Origin of the sequence: Anaerotignum propionicum (assembly GCF_024461735.1) — a bacterium.
Classification (GTDB): Bacteria; Bacillota; Clostridia; order Lachnospirales; family Anaerotignaceae; genus Chakrabartyella.
Window position 1 is genome coordinate 48,596 of sequence record NZ_JANGAD010000011.1, and the last position, 17,688, is coordinate 66,283.

General features: G+C 37.2%; 13 protein-coding genes. 4 read left to right on the forward strand and 9 right to left on the reverse strand.

What is annotated here, in order from left to right:
- Positions 1-30: 30 nt before the first annotated feature.
- The 4 genes from NE558_RS13075 to NE558_RS13090 form a co-directional block, all read right to left on the reverse strand.
- The gene (locus NE558_RS13075; protein ID WP_256150575.1) at positions 31-1,629 is read right to left on the reverse strand and encodes a xylulokinase; all 1,599 of its coding nucleotides are present in this window, start codon (positions 1,627-1,629) and stop codon (positions 31-33) included.
- An 88-nt stretch (positions 1,630-1,717) separates the two neighbouring features.
- Positions 1,718-2,758, reverse strand: coding sequence for a class II aldolase/adducin family protein (locus NE558_RS13080; protein WP_256150576.1), 1,041 nt, complete (start codon positions 2,756-2,758; stop codon positions 1,718-1,720).
- Between the two features lie 17 nt (positions 2,759-2,775).
- The gene (locus NE558_RS13085; protein ID WP_256150577.1) at positions 2,776-4,251 is read right to left on the reverse strand and encodes an aspartate aminotransferase family protein; all 1,476 of its coding nucleotides are present in this window, start codon (positions 4,249-4,251) and stop codon (positions 2,776-2,778) included.
- Between the two features lie 401 nt (positions 4,252-4,652).
- Positions 4,653-5,309, reverse strand: coding sequence for a TetR/AcrR family transcriptional regulator (locus NE558_RS13090; protein ID WP_256150578.1), 657 nt, complete (start codon positions 5,307-5,309; stop codon positions 4,653-4,655).
- A gap of 301 nt (positions 5,310-5,610) precedes the next feature.
- Here NE558_RS13090 and NE558_RS13095 point away from each other — a divergent pair, with 301 nt between their 5' ends.
- Entirely contained in the window at positions 5,611-6,501 is an 891-nt protein-coding gene (locus NE558_RS13095) for an alpha/beta hydrolase fold domain-containing protein (protein WP_256150579.1), read from the forward strand.
- A gap of 298 nt (positions 6,502-6,799) precedes the next feature.
- Here the strand turns inward: NE558_RS13095 and NE558_RS13100 are convergent, their stop codons facing one another.
- The 3 genes from NE558_RS13100 to NE558_RS13110 form a co-directional block, all read right to left on the reverse strand.
- Positions 6,800-7,882 carry a DUF2974 domain-containing protein gene (locus tag NE558_RS13100; RefSeq protein WP_256150580.1) on the reverse strand — a complete coding sequence of 361 codons (1,083 nt, stop codon included), beginning with the start codon at positions 7,880-7,882 and terminating at the stop codon, positions 6,800-6,802.
- 404 nt (positions 7,883-8,286) lie between these two features.
- Positions 8,287-10,725, reverse strand: coding sequence for a DNA ligase D (gene ligD, locus NE558_RS13105; RefSeq protein ID WP_256150581.1), 2,439 nt, complete (start codon positions 10,723-10,725; stop codon positions 8,287-8,289).
- Positions 10,726-10,727: 2 nt separating this feature from the next.
- On the reverse strand, positions 10,728-11,501 hold the full coding sequence (locus NE558_RS13110) for a Ku protein (protein WP_256150582.1): 774 nt from the start codon (positions 11,499-11,501) through the stop codon (positions 10,728-10,730).
- Between the two features lie 194 nt (positions 11,502-11,695).
- Between NE558_RS13110 and NE558_RS13115 the strand changes: the two genes are divergently transcribed.
- The 3 genes from NE558_RS13115 to NE558_RS13125 are packed head-to-tail and all read left to right on the forward strand — an operon-like array spanning position 11,696 to position 15,068.
- A complete protein-coding gene (locus NE558_RS13115) occupies positions 11,696-12,733 on the forward strand; it encodes a polysaccharide biosynthesis protein (RefSeq protein ID WP_256150583.1) in 1,038 nt (345 codons plus the stop codon).
- On the forward strand, positions 12,730-13,551 hold the full coding sequence (locus NE558_RS13120) for a sugar nucleotide-binding protein (RefSeq protein WP_256150584.1): 822 nt from the start codon (positions 12,730-12,732) through the stop codon (positions 13,549-13,551). Before NE558_RS13115 ends, NE558_RS13120 begins: the two co-directional genes overlap by 4 nt.
- Before the next feature lie 5 nt (positions 13,552-13,556).
- The gene (locus NE558_RS13125; protein WP_256150585.1) at positions 13,557-15,068 is read left to right on the forward strand and encodes a glycosyltransferase family 2 protein; all 1,512 of its coding nucleotides are present in this window, start codon (positions 13,557-13,559) and stop codon (positions 15,066-15,068) included.
- A 166-nt stretch (positions 15,069-15,234) separates the two neighbouring features.
- Here NE558_RS13125 and NE558_RS13130 read toward each other — a convergent pair whose 3' ends face one another.
- Positions 15,235-17,013, reverse strand: coding sequence for a TPR domain-containing glycosyltransferase (locus tag NE558_RS13130; protein ID WP_256150586.1), 1,779 nt, complete (start codon positions 17,011-17,013; stop codon positions 15,235-15,237).
- A 99-nt stretch (positions 17,014-17,112) separates the two neighbouring features.
- Positions 17,113-17,688, reverse strand: a 576-nt coding sequence (locus tag NE558_RS13135; protein WP_256150587.1) for a DUF6385 domain-containing protein, incomplete at its 5' end; no start/stop codon positions are given.

The following is a 17,688-nucleotide window of genomic DNA, read 5'->3' on the forward strand; positions in this document are numbered from 1 at the left end:
GCATTGGGAAACTTTAAAACCTTATTATATCTACCCTTTGTTTAGTTTTTTAAATGCTTTTTTATTATTATTGTAAAGGGACTGAAATACGGGAAAAATTTTGTCATAAACGGCTACACTTTTCTTGTCAGGTGTGTAACTTTGATCTTTAGTGATTAACTGATTGACCTCTTTTATATCATCAATAATACCAAGCCCCACAGCCATTACTGCTGCTGCACCTACTGCCCCAATATTTTGTGGATTCTTTACCGTCTCAATTTCACGATTGAGTATATTAGCTAATATCTGGCAGGTAAGAGGAGCTAAGGCACCACCCCCAACTAACCGAATGACCGGTGATGTTTTGAATGTTTTATCAATTGCTGAAAGCTGCCACCTCAAATGATAGCAAACACCCTCAATTACAGAATGAATCATCTCGGTTTTACCCGTTTCCAAACTTATATTAAAAAACATTCCTCGGGCGTAATGATCTTCAAAGGGACATCGGTTTCCATGCAGCCATGGAGTAAAAATAACTCCATTACTACCGGCAGGCACATCTTTCACACTATGCATCATAAAATCATATAAACCTTCATAAATACTTTCAGGGTCATCCCAAATATTCTTCTTTTCCAAGAAAAGCCCGATTTCATCCAAAGCTAAGTGATCTTTCACCCATTCCAGACACTTCCCTGCAGTTTCAAGCTCTGCGAAATAATTAAAGTACTGAGGATCCGCACCAACTATGGAACCAATCATGTTTTGTATATCTAATTTTTGATTTCTCACAACCGTGGAAACCCAGCCGGAAGTCCCCATATAAATATGTGTGGTACCCTCCGTAACCGCTCCTGCTCCCACCCCAATGAGGGAGGCATCTCCTCCACCGGAAAACACAGGGGTACCCGCCATCAATCCCAACTCTCCTGCCGCTTTTGGCGTAATGGTACCTACTTGATCTGTACTTTTGCAAATCTTAGGAAGATGTTTCATTTGCACGCCCAGCATTTTGCAAAGTTCTTCGCTGAATTTTCTTTTCCCTTTTCTTGTGTCATATAGTAAAGTGGCAAATGCACTATCCTCAGACATAACAAATTTCCCGCAAGATTTGCAAACAAGAAAATCTTTAACATCCAACCACTTGTATGCTTTAGCAAATACTTGTGGTTCATGATTCTCCACCCATTTATACTTCCAAATAGGGTCTTTAATACTTGCAGGAGCCGCCCCGCTGATTTGGGCGGCACGCATCAGCTTATACGCATTTAAACCTGAGATGCGCAACCCCGTCATCATCCCTTTTCTCATTTCCCCCTCAGCTCGACTATCCATGTAGCTCATGGCTCGCCTTACAGGTTCCCCTTGTTTATCTACTAAAACCAAAGCCTGCATCTGGGCACAGAAAGAAATTCCAGCAATTGATCCTTTGGGTATATCTGATTTTTTCATAATCTGAGCTGTGGTCTGACACATGGCAGCCCACCACTGCTTGGGGTCTTGCTCTACGCCACCATTCTCAAGAACGAACAAGTCATAACCTGCCATGGCGCTATCCAGCAGTGTAATTTCACCTGATATCTCAAATAAACAGGTTTTAATGCCCGTTGTACCTACATCATAAGCAATTACATAGGTTGACATTCGTTTTATACTCCTTTTGATAAAGTGCCTTCAACGCTAACATTGTTATAGAGACCGGTATAAGCTTTTCTTGAAATCCACCCATTACTTAGTATGGTTTTTCTGACATCTTTGAATACTTTTTTAAGTAAACAAATCTCATTAAAGCACATTCTAGAATATTGAGGGGGGTGGGTTTGCCAAAGAGTTTTGCAGTAAAATATGTTTTGCAATTTTTTCTCAATATCATACTGACTGCTGTTGCGTCCTTTTCATCTTTTCCCCAGCATAAAGCACCAAAATCTTTAATAAATACAGCTGAAGAATGCTGCAGTGCTTTTGAAACGGATTTTGTTTTATTCTCTACAACCTTAGCCTTTATACCTACAATTTGTGCAAAATCATCTAAGAATGGCTTTAGTGGCTTGGATTTTATAAGCTTGGAATAGCGAATCACTTCGGGATCTGTATTATAAATCATAAAACCACCTTGTCTGTTCAACACAGCTTCTTTTTTCACAAACAACTGAGAATTTGTCAAGGTGCGGTCATGTTTTTGTTCTTTTGTAATTTTTTGATTTCCTTTTTTATCAGCCACGAAATTCTTGCAAATTTCTTCCAGTTCCTGAGCCGTCTTTAAGGTTTTTTCGTAATCCTCCCCAAAGCACAATGCCCCATGATGCTTAAGAATAATTGCTTTGGACTTTGTCTTTTTTAATGCTTCCAAAACATTTTTCCGAAGGGTTTTTGTTCCCGGGAGGGCATATTTGGCACAAAGAATTTCTTTTGAAAATACTGAAGTATTGATAGTCAAAGGGATAGCATCAAGCCCTACTGCTGATAGGGCTGAGGCGTTCTCTTGGTGGGTATGTATCACAAAATTAACATCCGGAAACAGCCGATACACCTCTGCGTGTATCCCTTTCTCCGAGGATGGTTTGATGGTACCTTCATAGCTTAAATCTTTGATTTTCACCTCGACAATTTCATCTGGGGTTAAGGAAAGATATTCTCTGCCACTGGGTGTAATTACGAAGGTTTCACCATCAATGCGACAGCTCACATTGCCCCATGTACGGGCGATAAGCTCAGATTTAACAAGTTCTATGCCAGCCTTAACTACGAACTCCTTAGCTTCTTGACATTCCATAAAAGCCACCCCATCTCTTATATCTTTTGAGATATATTTGAAAATACATGCTCGAAACGTTCCAAAATATCTGGAAGCATATCATCCGTATAAGCAGCACTGGTATAAAGACGGCTTCCAGCTAGGGTAACCAGCCCTTCCGCCATATAAGCGGCACCTACATGCTCCATCTCATGCTTACGAAGAGATGTTTGATTTAAAACCTCTGGAATCCTCCAAGGTCTTGACCAGTCAATGGAAAAATGCATGGTTCCCGCAGTTTCCAGATGGCAAATTGAGCCCTGATTAAAAGCAACAAAAGGAAGGCGATACTTTTTAATAAGGTTATTGATACCAATCATCAGTTTATCTGCAAATTCCCCTGCCTTTCTTGCCGCATCTGTTCTCTCTATCTCACATAAGGTATAGTATCCTGCTACACAGCTAAGGGGATTTGCAGCCATTGTGCCGCCTACTAAAGCCTTTTTATGCTTTGCTTCCCCGCTGATTCCCGCAGACAAATATTTCATGATTTCTTTTTTGCCCCCTAAGCCACCTGCGCTTGGATAGCCACCAGCAATAACCTTTCCGAATATAGTAAGGTCCGGAGAAACACCAAAATAACCCTGCGCCCCTGCCATACCCAATCTGAATCCTGTTACCACTTCATCAAATATCAGAAGTGCACCATACTTCCTGCACAACCGCTCAACACCTTTATTGAAGTCAAAATCCACCGGTCTGGTTCCACTTTCAGGACCAACTGGTTCAATTAATACAGCTGCTGTTCCTCCTCGGAGCTGGTTAATTCTCAATTTTCTTTCTAAATCATCCAGTCTATTTGGGAAGAATTCTTGGGTATATTTATAGATAAACTTTGGAACTCCTTGAGCCTGGGTCCACTTTGAACCGGGAATACGTATGCCATATGCCAATTGATCACTCCAACCGTGATAAGCGCCGCCCATCTTAATAATGTTTTTCTTTTTTGTGGCAAGTCTAGCAACACGGATAGCACCCATACAAGCCTCTGTTCCTGAACCCAGCATTCGAAACATTTCTACTGATGGCATAGATTCCGTAATTTTTTTTGCTAATTTGTATTCATACTCATGGAAAAGACCAGTTGAAGGCCCACACTCATTTAAAAGTTTAAACACCTGTTCCCTAATTTCCGGTGGATTGCTGCCAAGAACGGTTGGTCCGCCGGCCTGAAGAAAATCATAATAACGGTTACCATCTATATCGTAAAGGTAACACCCTTCCGCTTTTGTAAACACAAGGGGAAAAGGATGATTAAATGCTAGATTATGCTGTACCCCACCGGGAATAACGATTTTCGCTTTATCTATCATTTCTTTAGAGTGAACGCAGGTTTTTTCGAAGTATTCTGTTTCATATCGTTTCAGTGCTTCCGGAGTTATAGTGTAAATAGGCATTTTTATTAAATCATCAAGCTGTTTCGTAATTTTCTTTACATCAGGATATTTTGAAATTGCATAGCTCTGGTTCATAATACATACCTCCTACGCTTTAGAGCGAGCGCTCGCTCGTTTTATAGATAAATTATATCATTTTTGGATAAAATGTCAATAGCTTCCCATTAGTATTGTATATAACAAAGTGTTTTTTTCATGAGTACATTTGCAATATCTAACACGTTTTATCAATTCTTTTCCATTTATAATCATATGGTTATACTCGAAATGCTATTCTAATTCAATACATTAAGATAATTGAGTATCTAACTCCCATCTTTTTGTACAATAAAACAGCAATAATTAAAATCTGTAAAATCTTTTTTCATGTAATCAGCTTTAATCGCTCATATAGATAATGCTCGTATACTTTGAATTATGATTTTGATTTTATGATTTTCAGAAAAATTAGTGTATGAAAACATCACTTTTTTCTGTCAGACATTAAATAAAAACGCACTCTTAATAAACTCTAAAAGCTGCTCAGCAACTAAATCATCATTTTCGAAGATATCTTCACCCACAAAGATTTTCATACGTTTTTTATAATATTCGCATGAATATGAAAATTGTAATGTGATAAAAAGATTATCTAAAAAGAAAGCAAATAAATTTACATTTATGTCATCCCTAATGATTTTTTCATTTTGCGCTTGTTCCAAGAATTTAGTATAGATATCAGCCGAAACACTTTCCATATCAGATACAATTTGTGAAATTAAATCCGATCTATTTTCAGCTGTGAGTTGTCCATATAATTTTGTTAATTGCACATTTTCTCTTGAATTTAATTGTATTGCTTGAATGATTTTCTCTAATTTAAACAACAAATCATGATCACTTAACATGATCTCATCTAAAACGGATTTTAGCGTTTCAACGGCATATTGTATGATGGTTATGAACAAATTTTCTTTGCTGTTGAAATAAGAGTACATTGCCCCAATGCTAATCCCTGATTTTTTCGCTATGGTATTTATGTTTGCACTTTCAAAACCATGTTCAGCAAATTCATTGGTTGCAGTTTGTAAAATTTTATTACGCTTTTCTTCTGATATTCTTGTAAAAGTTTCATTATATAAAATAGATTTCATAGAAATGCCCTTCTCCTTATTCACGTTAATAAATCCCCTAAAATTTTTATGACCATAACCAATATTATACAAGTTGTTTTTATCTGTCAAGAAAGGGTATTGACAGTATGCGTTTTTCCAAGTAAAAATAGTCCTTGGAACAATTTTAAATATGCTATAAAAAACGTTCATTCTTTAAGAAATTACGTAGTTTTCTTTCTTTAGATGGAAAATTGCCATACGATGGTGGTATTATAAAAAACATCCAAGGAAATACTAGTTTTTTAGAGAAGTAAAATGAATATGCAAGGAGGTTGATTTCATGGGAAGTTGGCAAAGTTTTTTTGTTGAACGTATATTGAAACTATTTAAAAAAGAGGTTGATCCTGATACCTTTTTGGCGCATAAGAGGAAAGAAAATGAATCCCCATATGTCCTGCCACCCAAATTACAGCGAAAGTATCACATAATAAAACTAAATTCTTATTCTATAGATGCTTATTTAATGAAGTCTCTTTCTCAATCAAAAGAGAAACAAATTTTATATATACCTGGTGGTGGGTATACTGAACAACCGCTGTTTTGGCATTGGCGTTTTTTAGATAAACTGACCAAAAAGCTGAATGGAACGATAACAGTTCCTATCTATCCCAAAGCTCCAAATCATCAGTATCAGGATTCCTTCGAGAGCATTCTCCCAATTTACAAAGATCTATTAACAAAGGCATCTCCAAAGGATATTGTAATTATGGGTGACTCGGCGGGTGGTGGTCTTTCTTTGGCATTGTCACAATTACTGTTGAAGGAACGTCTCCCTCAGCCCGGCAATATCATTCTTCTTTCTCCATGGTTGGATGTAAACTTAGACCATCCTGAAATACCATCATTGATGAAAGTTGAACCGATGCTTGATTTAAAGCTTTTGATTGCCTCGGGAAAACTCTATGCTGGAAATACACCAACAAATAATTATCTGATCAGCCCAATCAATGGTCCTATCCGTGGACTTGGTAAAATCACATTGTTTATCGGTACCCATGAAATCTTTTTACCTGATGCCCGAAAATTAAAAGCATTGGCAGAACAAGAAAATGTTCACATCCATTATTTTGAGTATCCTAAAATGAATCATGTATTCCCAGTATTCCCCATTCCTGAGGCCAAGCGTGCATTACAGCAAATTGTAGATATAATAAATGATAAGATCAAATAAATCTAAGTAAGATTGCCTACTCTTATTAAAGGAGTCTTTCCTTCGATAATAAGGAACTGTTGAAGCAAAGCACCCAGATGGCTTTAAAAGGCATATGCCTTATGTGCAAATAATTCTTAGGACGGCTTGGGTTATCCCTCACCGTCTTATCTTTTTTTATTACCATTTTTAGAAGTCTCTTATTCAAAACTGAAGAAAAGTTATCTTTCAAGAAAGTCAAAGGTTTAACCACCGATAATAGAAAATAAGATTGTATTTTTGATGTAACATTTTGTATCAAAACAAATTCTAGTGCTCCTTAAAGAAATCGTAAATTCTTAACATACAATGTAAAAAGTGAAATTATGGTTTCAAAGACAAAACGCTTTGTTTCTGGGTCAATCCCCCTAACACTACTCATAGCTGTAAATACCTTTTTATGCCACTCATCGTTAAAATCATTGAAACTCTCAACCCCCATGGACTCAATTACTTTATACAGTGTTGATATAAAAAGCTCTCGCTTTTCATCTTCTAGCGATAAGAGCCATTGATTAATCACCTTATTAATTTGCTCTGCTCCCTCTGTAATACCTTGGGTGTATTGAAAATCGCCATTATTGATGACCCATGAAAAAGGATCATGCTGCATAATCCAAAACTCGTTGCTCTCAACCACAACATAATCCTCCTGTAGTTGCAAAAGCATACCGACCAACGAAGATTGGGGCAAAGTTTTGTGTATCCTTGTTTTAATTCTTTCATATTTTTCGCTCATAAATATTTCATCCCTAAATCCAGGGCCATCATGGCTGTAAATACCTACAATACGAGCCTGAACCCCTTGGCGACATTCCATGGCAGAATAAACGGCAATGTTGCCTCCTTTAGAATGTCCACCAACCATGAAAGCATGGGGAAACTGCTCAGCAACCTCATTCAAGTAAGAAACCCCCTCTTGCTGTGCAGGGACAGGCGTAATAAAAGCCATATTAAAGTCTTCTTTCCAACCTACAATTGTAGCATCTGTACCTCGATAGGCAACATAAGCTGTTTCATCATCAAGCAAGTAAGTAACAGCCGCAAATTGCTTTTGCATGGTTGCATCTAAGCTATCTGAATAACAACACATTCTAATATCTCGAAACCTTGGGCTCATACCAAGGGCAAGCAAAAGTCGCTGATTGCTTTTTGCATCTCTAACATTATGCAACATCTTGGGGATTTGTTCCGCTTTGAGTAAATCTCCAATTCTTACCGGCGCTCGTTTATCCGCAATTCCTGGTACAACTTCATTGAAATGGATATAGACAAATTGAGATAAAATCAGGCTATCCACCAAATTGAACGGTGTGGTTTTAAAATCCTCCATTTGCGATTCTGCATAATCTATAATATTCATGTGCTATCTCTCCCTTAACCTCTTGATCCTATGCTGTTTCAAACAATTCCTATTTGCTTTTTACCACTTCCTTTTATATCAACATCATATCTCCAAATTTTTCATATCATACTCTTTTTATTGAAATAGCGCAATGATTTTTCTTCTTTCATTAATAACAAGACCTTAATGTTTTATCAAAATTAATTGTTCCAGAACTTTTCTTTATTCGAATTCAGTGGAAGCTCAGATTGTTTGCAATGAAAAAGCTGTAGAGATTTTTCCACAGCCAAAATAGATGATTGCAATATCCTATAAGGAAATCTGTCACAAAACCAACTCGCCTTAGCATTCTGTAAAGGAAGCTTACCCATTTACGATTTAGTTTACGAAACATTCCATTCATAGAAAAAAATCGAATATACTTATGACTTTAGCATCTGTTGATTTTCAAAATAACCTTGCCAAGGATCTTCCCCCCCAATCCTCAAGATCGCCTGTTTCATATCAATGCCATCGGGAGCAATAGTATGCAGCTCCTGCCATGAGATGGGCATAGACACCTTTGCGCCCTGTCTTCCTCTTAAAGAATAGGGAGCTACGCTGGTAGCACCTCTACCGTTTCGAATCCAGTCAATAAATATTTTTCCCTTTCGATTCGCCCTTCTAACATTGCTTGTATAACGCTCTGGCCATTTTTGTTCCATCACTACAGCTACTCCCTTTGCAAAATCATGAAAGGTATCCCAACTAACACTAGGTTTCAAAGGCACAACCACATGATAGCCCTTTCCGCCACTTGTCTTAAGATATGCATCTAAAGAAAGCTCGTTTAGGATGCTTTTAACATCCAGTACCCCTTGACGCACCTGCCCCAATTCCATATCCTCATCGGGATCCAAATCAAACACCATCATATCAGGCTTTTCTAGGGTTTCTATGGAGCTTCCCCAAGTATGAAATTCCAATGTTCCCATTTGAACCTCAGATAAAATTCCAAACCCACTCTCTACATAAAAATATTCTTCCGTTTCCCCTTTTCCATTGGTAATGGGGACATTAACAATGCCTTTACTCTCTGTTGTTGGATGCTTTTTATAAAAACATGTTTGAGAAACACCCTTGGGACAACGCAATGTCGTTAAAATTCTATGGCTTACGTAGGGCAGCATACGGGGCAAAACTTTTTCGTAATAACTCACAACATCTGCTTTCGTAATCATAAGTTGGTCGTATAATACCTTATTCGGATTTGAAATTTTAACACCACCAATGATAACGCTGTTCTTTCCTTCCATCTGTCCCGCTCCTTCCTCTTCAATTTCAGGGGCTATTCCATTTTCTGATTTTTCTCTTTTTACCTCTTTTGGGGTTTTATCTGTACGTATTCCCTGAAAACTTGCTTGTCTTAATAAATTTTCTTTTGTCCACTCTGCAAATTTAACTTCAGCTATCAGCAAGGGTTCAAGCCAAGTGACTTCCTCCTGTGTTCTAGGTTTTGGGGAAGATTGAAAGGGGGAATCCGGTCTTCTAATATGGCTAAATTCTTCTTCCAGCTCCCGCATTTCCTTATCACTCATTCCCGTACCTGCTCGTCCGGCATAAATAAGACTTTCACCTTCATAAACGCCTAGGAGAAGAGCACTAACTCCTCTTGTTTTTTTATCTGTTCGTGTATACCCACCAATCACAAACTCCTGTCTTTTTTCACATTTCAACTTAATCCAATCACCATTTCTACTTCCACTGTAGATGGAATCGACTTTTTTCCCAACAATACCCTCCATGCCAGCCTCACAAGCGGCGGCGAAACTTTCTTTCCCCATCCCCCTGATATAACGGCTATAATAAAGATTGGAAGGTGCATCCTTTATTAATGTCTCAAGGATTTCTTTGCGTTGCATAACAGTATGCTTTCGTAAATCTTCTCCATCTAATGCAAGTAGGTCAAAAACAATATAAGTTAGTTTTTCAGATTTCCCATTCTTCAAATAGTTTTGCAAAGCCTGAAAGTCGGTTTTTCCAGATGCATCCGTTATAACCATTTCACCATCCAGAACCATTGACCTGCCTCCCGCCCAGTTTATTAAGGATGATGCAATATCATAGAATCGTTTTTGATAGTCATTGCCATTCCTTGTTACTAGACGGACTTGATTACCTTCTATAAATGCAACAATTCTATATCCATCATATTTCATTTCGTAAATCCAGTCATCCTCAATGGGAACCTGATTCACTAGCTTCGCCAGCTGTACATCAACCTGATCAAAGGGATTCACCGTGAATTTCTTCATTTCACCTTGTCCAATTTCCTCCATGGTACGTCCCGTACGAATGCTTGTGATAAACTCTGATGTTCCATCGGTAGGCTTGGCATATTCATCCTTTTCTTTGAGCAATAACCAATTATCCTTTGTATCACCCGGTTTCCCTTTCAAGCGAATCAATGCCCACTTCCCCTTCATTCGCCTTCCTTGCAAAGTGAACTTAAGCTCCCCTTTTCGAAGACCTTCCTCTACATTTCCGTAAGGCTCCCAAAAGCCCTCGTCCCAAAGCATAACAATGCCCCCACCGTATTCACCTTTTGGAATTGTTCCCTCAAAATTTCTATAGTCTAAAGGGTGGTCTTCCACGTGTACAGCAAGTCGTTTTTCCCGGGTATCATAGGATGGTCCTTTGGGTACTGCCCAGCTCAAAAGAACACCTGCCCACTCCAAGCGAAAATCGTAATGATCCCTTCGTGCCATATGGTGTTGTACTACAAAATTCAGGGATTCTTCGTTATTTACTTCTGTTCCCTTTGGCTCTAAAGTGTTCTCAAAGTTTCTTTTTTCTTGATATTCCTTAAGCTTCACATCCATATTTATGCCGATTCCTTATCACTTTTTGCCTTTTCAACACTGGCTTTGAGGGCTTCCATAAGGTCGATAACTTTTGCAGCCCCCTCAGGCTCTGATGCCACAATTTCCTTCCCAGAAATTTTCACCTCTATTAACTCACGCAGTCTCTCTTGGTATTCATCTTTATATTTAGAAGACTCAAATGGTGTATCCATAGAGCTAATTAATGTTTTTGCCATGTTTAATTCTTGTTCCGAAACCTCCGGCTTGTTGTACTGTTTCTGCATTTCCTTTATTTCATCAGCATAAAACATAGTGGAAATTAGAATTCCATCCTCTCTTGGAATAATTGCCATCAGTGTATCCTTAGTTCCAATAACCGTTTTGCCAATAGCAATCTTTTGTTCACTCATCAATGCCGCTCTTAGCAGCTCAAACGCCTTTTCACCACCTGGCTCCGGTGCAGCCTGATAGGTTTTTTCATAGTACACAGGAGAAATTTGATTTAACTGTGCAAAATGCAAAATCTGAATAGATTTTTCCTTTTCTGTCTTTATTTTTTCGATTTCCTCATCTGTGATTACAACATATTTATCTTTATCATACTCATAACCTTTTACAATGTCATTTGTAGAAATTTCTTTACCACAATGGGCACATGTTTTTTTATAACGAATTCGACTATTATCTTCCTTATGCAATTGATTAAAATGTATGTCGTTGTCTTGGGTGGCTGTGAGCATTGATATAGGAATTGCCACCATCCCAAAAGTGATTATCGATTTACGTGCTGCCATTATATAACACCTCCTGAGCCTATTGTTTCCCACAGCTTTAGATATATGCGAAATTCAAAGGGACTCTACTAATACAAGTTTCTCTCATTTTTTCAGTTATCAATAATAACCTCCCGCCCATCTTAACACCGCTCACAAAAGAAAAATGTTTTCATACTATACTTACTAAGAATCTATTTTGGAGAGTGATTAGTATGTCTGAAAATTTTGATGACAAGGTATTGCTCATTACCGGTGGAACTGGTTCTTTTGGTAATATTGTCGCCAAAAGATTTCTGCTTAATGATGAAATAAAAGAAATTCGCATTTTTTCTAGAGATGAAAAAAAACAAGATGATATGCGAAAATTATATAAAAATGATAAATTAAAGTTTTATATTGGTGATGTTCGAGATATTCATAGTGTAGAAAATGCCATGCGGGGTGTAGATTATGTATTTCATGCCTCTGCATTAAAACAAGTTCCTTCCTGCGAATTTTTCCCTTTAGAGGCTGTAAAAACCAATATTTTAGGCACAGAAAACGTTTTATCCAGCGCCATTGTGCAAGGAGTAAAAAAAGTAATCTGCTTATCTACCGATAAAGCGGCATATCCCATTAATGCAATGGGTATCTCCAAGGCAATGATGGAGAAAATAGTAGCCGCAAAATCCAGAACCGTTGGCCTTGAAGAAACCACTCTGTGCTGTACAAGGTATGGCAATGTAATGGCATCCAGAGGCTCTGTTATTCCCCTATTCATAGAGCAGATCAAATCAGGTCAGCCAATCACAGTTACCGACCCCAAAATGACACGGTTTTTAATGTCCCTCGAGGAAGCTGTTGATCTTGTTCTATTTGCTTTTCATCATGCTCAGCAAGGTGATCTTTTTGTGCAAAAAGCACCCGCATCCACTATTTTGGATTTGGCACAAGCTTTGAAAGAACTTTTTCATGCACCAAACGAAATCTTAACCATTGGCGCACGGCATGGTGAAAAACTATTTGAAACTTTGGTCACTAGAGAAGAAATGGCACGTTCCATTGAGTTAGAAAACTACTTTAAAATAACAATGGATAATCGCAATTTGAATTATGAAAAATATCTAACTTTGGGTAACAAAAAGACTTTGTTGGCTGAAGAATATACCTCCAGTAATACCAACATGCTGTCCATCCCCGAAATTAAAGAGAAACTTCTCAAACTTGATTTTATTCAGAATGAACTTTCAACTTGGAGGGATGGAAAATGAAAAAAAGAATTCTTATTTTAGGTGCAACAGGCATGCTAGGCAGTGCAGTGTATAATCACTTTAAAAAAAATCCTAGCTTTATAACAATTCCAACGTATCGAACCAAATTGGGTCAGATTTCCGATGGAATCTATTTTGATGCCCTTACGGACAGCGTGGATTCCCTTCCAAATAATATTGATTACATTATAAATTGCATTGGAATTATCACGCCTTTTATTGATAGTAACCCCGTGGTTTCACTCAAAATCAACTCCCTATTTCCATTGGAATTGGCTCGTTACTGTGATAGCAATGGGATAAGGCTGATTCACATAACCACCGATTGTGTTTATTCAGGAAAAGATGGAAAGTATGTTGAAGCCTCTCCTCAGGACGCCACGGATTTTTATGGCAAAAGCAAATCCTTAGGGGAGTGTTTTTCCAGCGGAATGGTTTTAAGGACTAGCATAGTGGGGCAAGAAACCCATAATTTTGTCAGCCTTTTCTCCTGGGCACAATCTCAAGCCGGAAAGAAAATAGATGGTTATGCTTCTCACCTTTGGAATGGCCTCACCACAAAATGGTATGCAAAAATATGTGAAAAAATCATACTCGAAGACTTATATGAACCCCAGCTTTTTCATGTTTTTGCCGCTGATGATGTGAGCAAATACCAACTATTACAGTATTTCAATGATATCTTTTCTCTTAATCTACAAATAACCAAAACACAACCTGAGAAAATCGATCGAACTCTGCGCACTACAAAAAGCTTGTGCTCAAAATTGGATATACCAACTGTCAAGGAAATGATTATTGATATGAATAAGGAGTAATTCAAATGGATAACTATTTTGAAATCAATACAGATCACGCCCTTCCTCCCATTGAAGCAACCTCCATTTTTCAATCAAGGGGCAATGCCGCTGATTCCTTTACACAAAATTGCGAAAATGAACTCTCTATCGCAGTTATTTCCTACAATCGCTTGGAAAAAACCAAGGTATGCATTGAAAATTTAATGAAAAATACGGATATTCCTTATCAATTGATTTTAATTGACAGCGGCTCTCAGCCCGAGGTCATGGAGTATTACAAAAGCGTAAACCATCCTAATAAAACCATGCTTCGCATTACAAAAAATATCAATGCCAATTATTCTTTTTTGGTAGCAATGCAAAATTTAAAAAGCAAATATTGCGCTATTGTTTCCAATGATGTGATTGTCCCGAAAAATGCTATTAAAAATTTGTTAACTTGCATCAAATCTTCAGATAACATTGGGTGGGTTTCCCCTGTTTCTTCTAATATATCTAATTTACAGCAAGTCGAATTGAGCTTTAACTCCTTAGAGGAAATGAATCATGTGGCAGAAGCATATAACATTTCTGACCCCCTCAAATGGGAAGAAAGACTAGCCCTGATGCCGGCAATCTTTTTTTACAAAAAGGAGTGCATTGATATCGTGGGTGGCTTTGATTACGGGTTCTTCCATGACTTTGCAGATGATGACATGGCAAGACGCTTAAATCGGGCAGGATATAAAACCATTCTTTGCAAGGATACATGGGTGCATCATAACCATATCTATAACACAACTCCTGAAGACGCCATGAAAATGAGAAATTCTATTGAACAGGGTCGAAAAAATTTCGCAGAAAAATATTATGGTCTTGATGCATGGGATGATGTTCGTAACTATGAAATAGGCTTAGCTTCCCTTTTGGAAAATCCCAATAAAAATGAATGGACCCCTAATATTTTAGGGATTGACACCCGCTGTGGCACGCCCATTTTAGATGTTCGCAATCAATTAAGAAAATATGGTATCATTAAAACCACATCTCATGCATTTACAACGAAAGCAGAATATTTTATTGACCTACAAACAGTATGTACCCAAGTAAATTGTGATAAAATCGACTATCTGTATGATTATTATGAAAAAGAAAGCTATGACTATATCATATTAGGTGAACCTATCAATACCTATGACAAACCAAACCTTCTGGCAAAACGCCTTTACAGTCTGTTAAAATCCAATGGAACATTATTGTTAAAATTGAGGAATACTTTAAACCAAAACAACTTGCTGTATTCTCTTGGATGCCTGAAAGGAGCTACTTCTGAAGAGTCTTGCTCCTGTATCCCATTGGAAAGCTTCTATAATTATCTCATTAAACTAGGTGCCACTATAAAACCAATTATGTTACTCCAAGAGCCTGCAACCATGGAAATCTTAACCATTTTAGACGAAATGCATAAGAGTCCTGCTGTAACCTTTGATCAAGAGGCAATACTGCCAAGGCTTATTACTAAAGACTTTCTGCTTTGTATTGAAAAAAAAATATAACTTATCATTCTATAAAAAAGCCCTAGAAGAGACGAATTCTCTTCTAGAGCTTTTTTTATTTGTTAATCATTGCCCTTGCATGTTAGATTGTACAAAGTTTTTCTTACTTTCCTCTAAAGAGATATATTCAACCTTCAATTCCTGCGCATAATTAATAAACATGATATTATTCGGGCAAAAGAAATTCCTTATTTAGAATTTGAACTGCATTGGCATTGAGAACATCTAATTCTTTTACAGAACGCATAATGTTCTTCAACGCCATTTCCTTATAACCATTGATATAATATATATTTGCCAAATCCAATAGCACCTCATTGCTATCAATTTGATTTAAAATAGATAGACTTTGTTCAAACAATTCAAATTCTGAAATTTGCAATATTTCAGATAAAATACGATAAATCCCCGGCTTTGCACTTGAAGCAAAAATCACCTCTGTTTTATTCATAAAAGCGAGAAATACCTGTTTTCTCTCTTCATCCTTCATCCCTTCAATTAAAGGGGATAAGCGCTGTAATTGATCATTTTGTTTGGAAGCCAGATAACAAATAACTGCATATTCCAACGACCTTACTTGGACTTCCGGCAACAAGTGCATGTGGTTTTCTGACTTTAATACATTTATAAACGCATCAAATGCATTTTCATAATCTTTCTGATAAAATAATAACCTTCCTTTAAGATACTGAATATCCTCAATAAATACATTTTGATTTTCAATTCTCTTAAAATACTCTGCCGCCTGAGGGTATAGTCTCTCTTTTAACAATACATCTACGATAACCAATACATTATTAATATAATATCCATCAGCAAATAATTTTTCTAGGCTTGCACCAACAATTGCTTTATCCGGGTGCATTTTATTTAAAAGCTCTCCACTCTTATAGAGAAGTTCATAGTGATTATTTTTTAATCCTAGGGCTTTTAAATAATATGAGAGCGCCTTGGGATAATCATCTTGCAAAAAGTATATATGCCCTAGCTCTACAAAAGAACGGAACCCTTCCGTGTCGCTTAAAAAAGTTAAATTAAGAGGAGCAGCTCCACTGGAAATACATTTTTCGAAGCTTTCGATTGCCAAAGTATATTTCTTGTGGGATTTATAAATTCTCCCTCTTAAATATTCATAATCTATACATTTAGGGTAAAGCATAATCCCCTCGCCCAATATCGCCAGGCTTTCCTCATTCCTTTTTAAATAATTTAAGCAAATTGCCCTTCTAAATATTAAATGGGGACAATAAGCAAGGGTTACGTCTTTATTTTCATATGCCTTTTCAAAATAAAATAAGGCTTTGTTATAGTCATCATCACTCATATATTCATTTCCCATATTAAAAAGCTGGAAGGAATCTTGGGGATTTTTATCCAAAAGCTTTTGGATAATGGGTATATTCCTTTCCCGTTTCTTTTTGCCTGAATTGGATTTTAAATAACCAAAGTGACGCACTCTTACATCAGTCGTTTCAATATCTATGGCTATTGTGTTATTTATGGGCAGGAGCTGTTCATGAATTGCCCCCTGATAATGAAAATAATGATTTTTAAATATCCTGACCCCCATATGGGTATTGTAATTTTCTTCAGAACCCTCATCAATAAAATTATGAAATTTCAAACCGATTCCATTTGCTTTTGTTCGTTGTAATATATCTTTTAATTTTTGAATGTCTTCAATGTATAATGATTCATCTGCATCCAAAACCAGAATCCAATCACCAGTTGCTTGTGCTAGGGAATAATTTCTTGCCTTGCCAAAGTCATTCTCCCAAGGATGCTGAAAAATCTTAGCTTGATATTCGTTGGCTATTGTAATGGTATTATCTGTTGAACCTGTATCAACAATAATGATTTCATCGACCAATAAAGCCACACTCTTTAGACACTGTGCAATATATTTTTCTTCATTTTTTACAATCATACAAAGGCTTATTTTCATATAACAATACCTCCTTAACCATACTACATCATATGAAAAGCCGCAGCGCGTGTGCACTGCGACTTTAAGATGCCCTATCAATTATTAACTAAATTCACCTTATGCCTGACCGTTATAGTAAGCATTAAAGGTTGCAGTTGATGCACCTGCATCATAGGTTAACTGAGCAAATTGTGCAAATTTTCCTATAGCGATAATTGTTTGTGACCCACCTGCAATGACTTGGTTTGTAAAACTTGAATCATCAAAATATGTGGTTCCATCAGGGCTGAGCTGTAAAGAAACGGTGATTGGATTGGCACCAATGTTATCAATAAACATGGAAGCTGTAGTAAGAGTAGAGATATTAGTTGCAGTAAATACAGTTCCTGCTCCGGTAACACCGGTCAAACTATCGGTACTGGAGGTAAATGTTTGTCCCGAAATTAGAACAGTTAGTGTCGTATTGGAAATGGTTACGTTACCATCTACTGTTAATGTTGTGTTGGCGATGGTTATAGAGTTATTTACTGTTACACTGCCTTCTACTGTTAACGTTGTGTTGGCGATGGTAATAGAGTTATTTACTGTTACACTGCCTTCTACTGTTAATGTTGTGTTGGCGATGGTCACAGCGTTGTTTACTGTTACACTGCCTTCTACTGTTAGTGTTGCATTGGCGATGGTCACAGCATT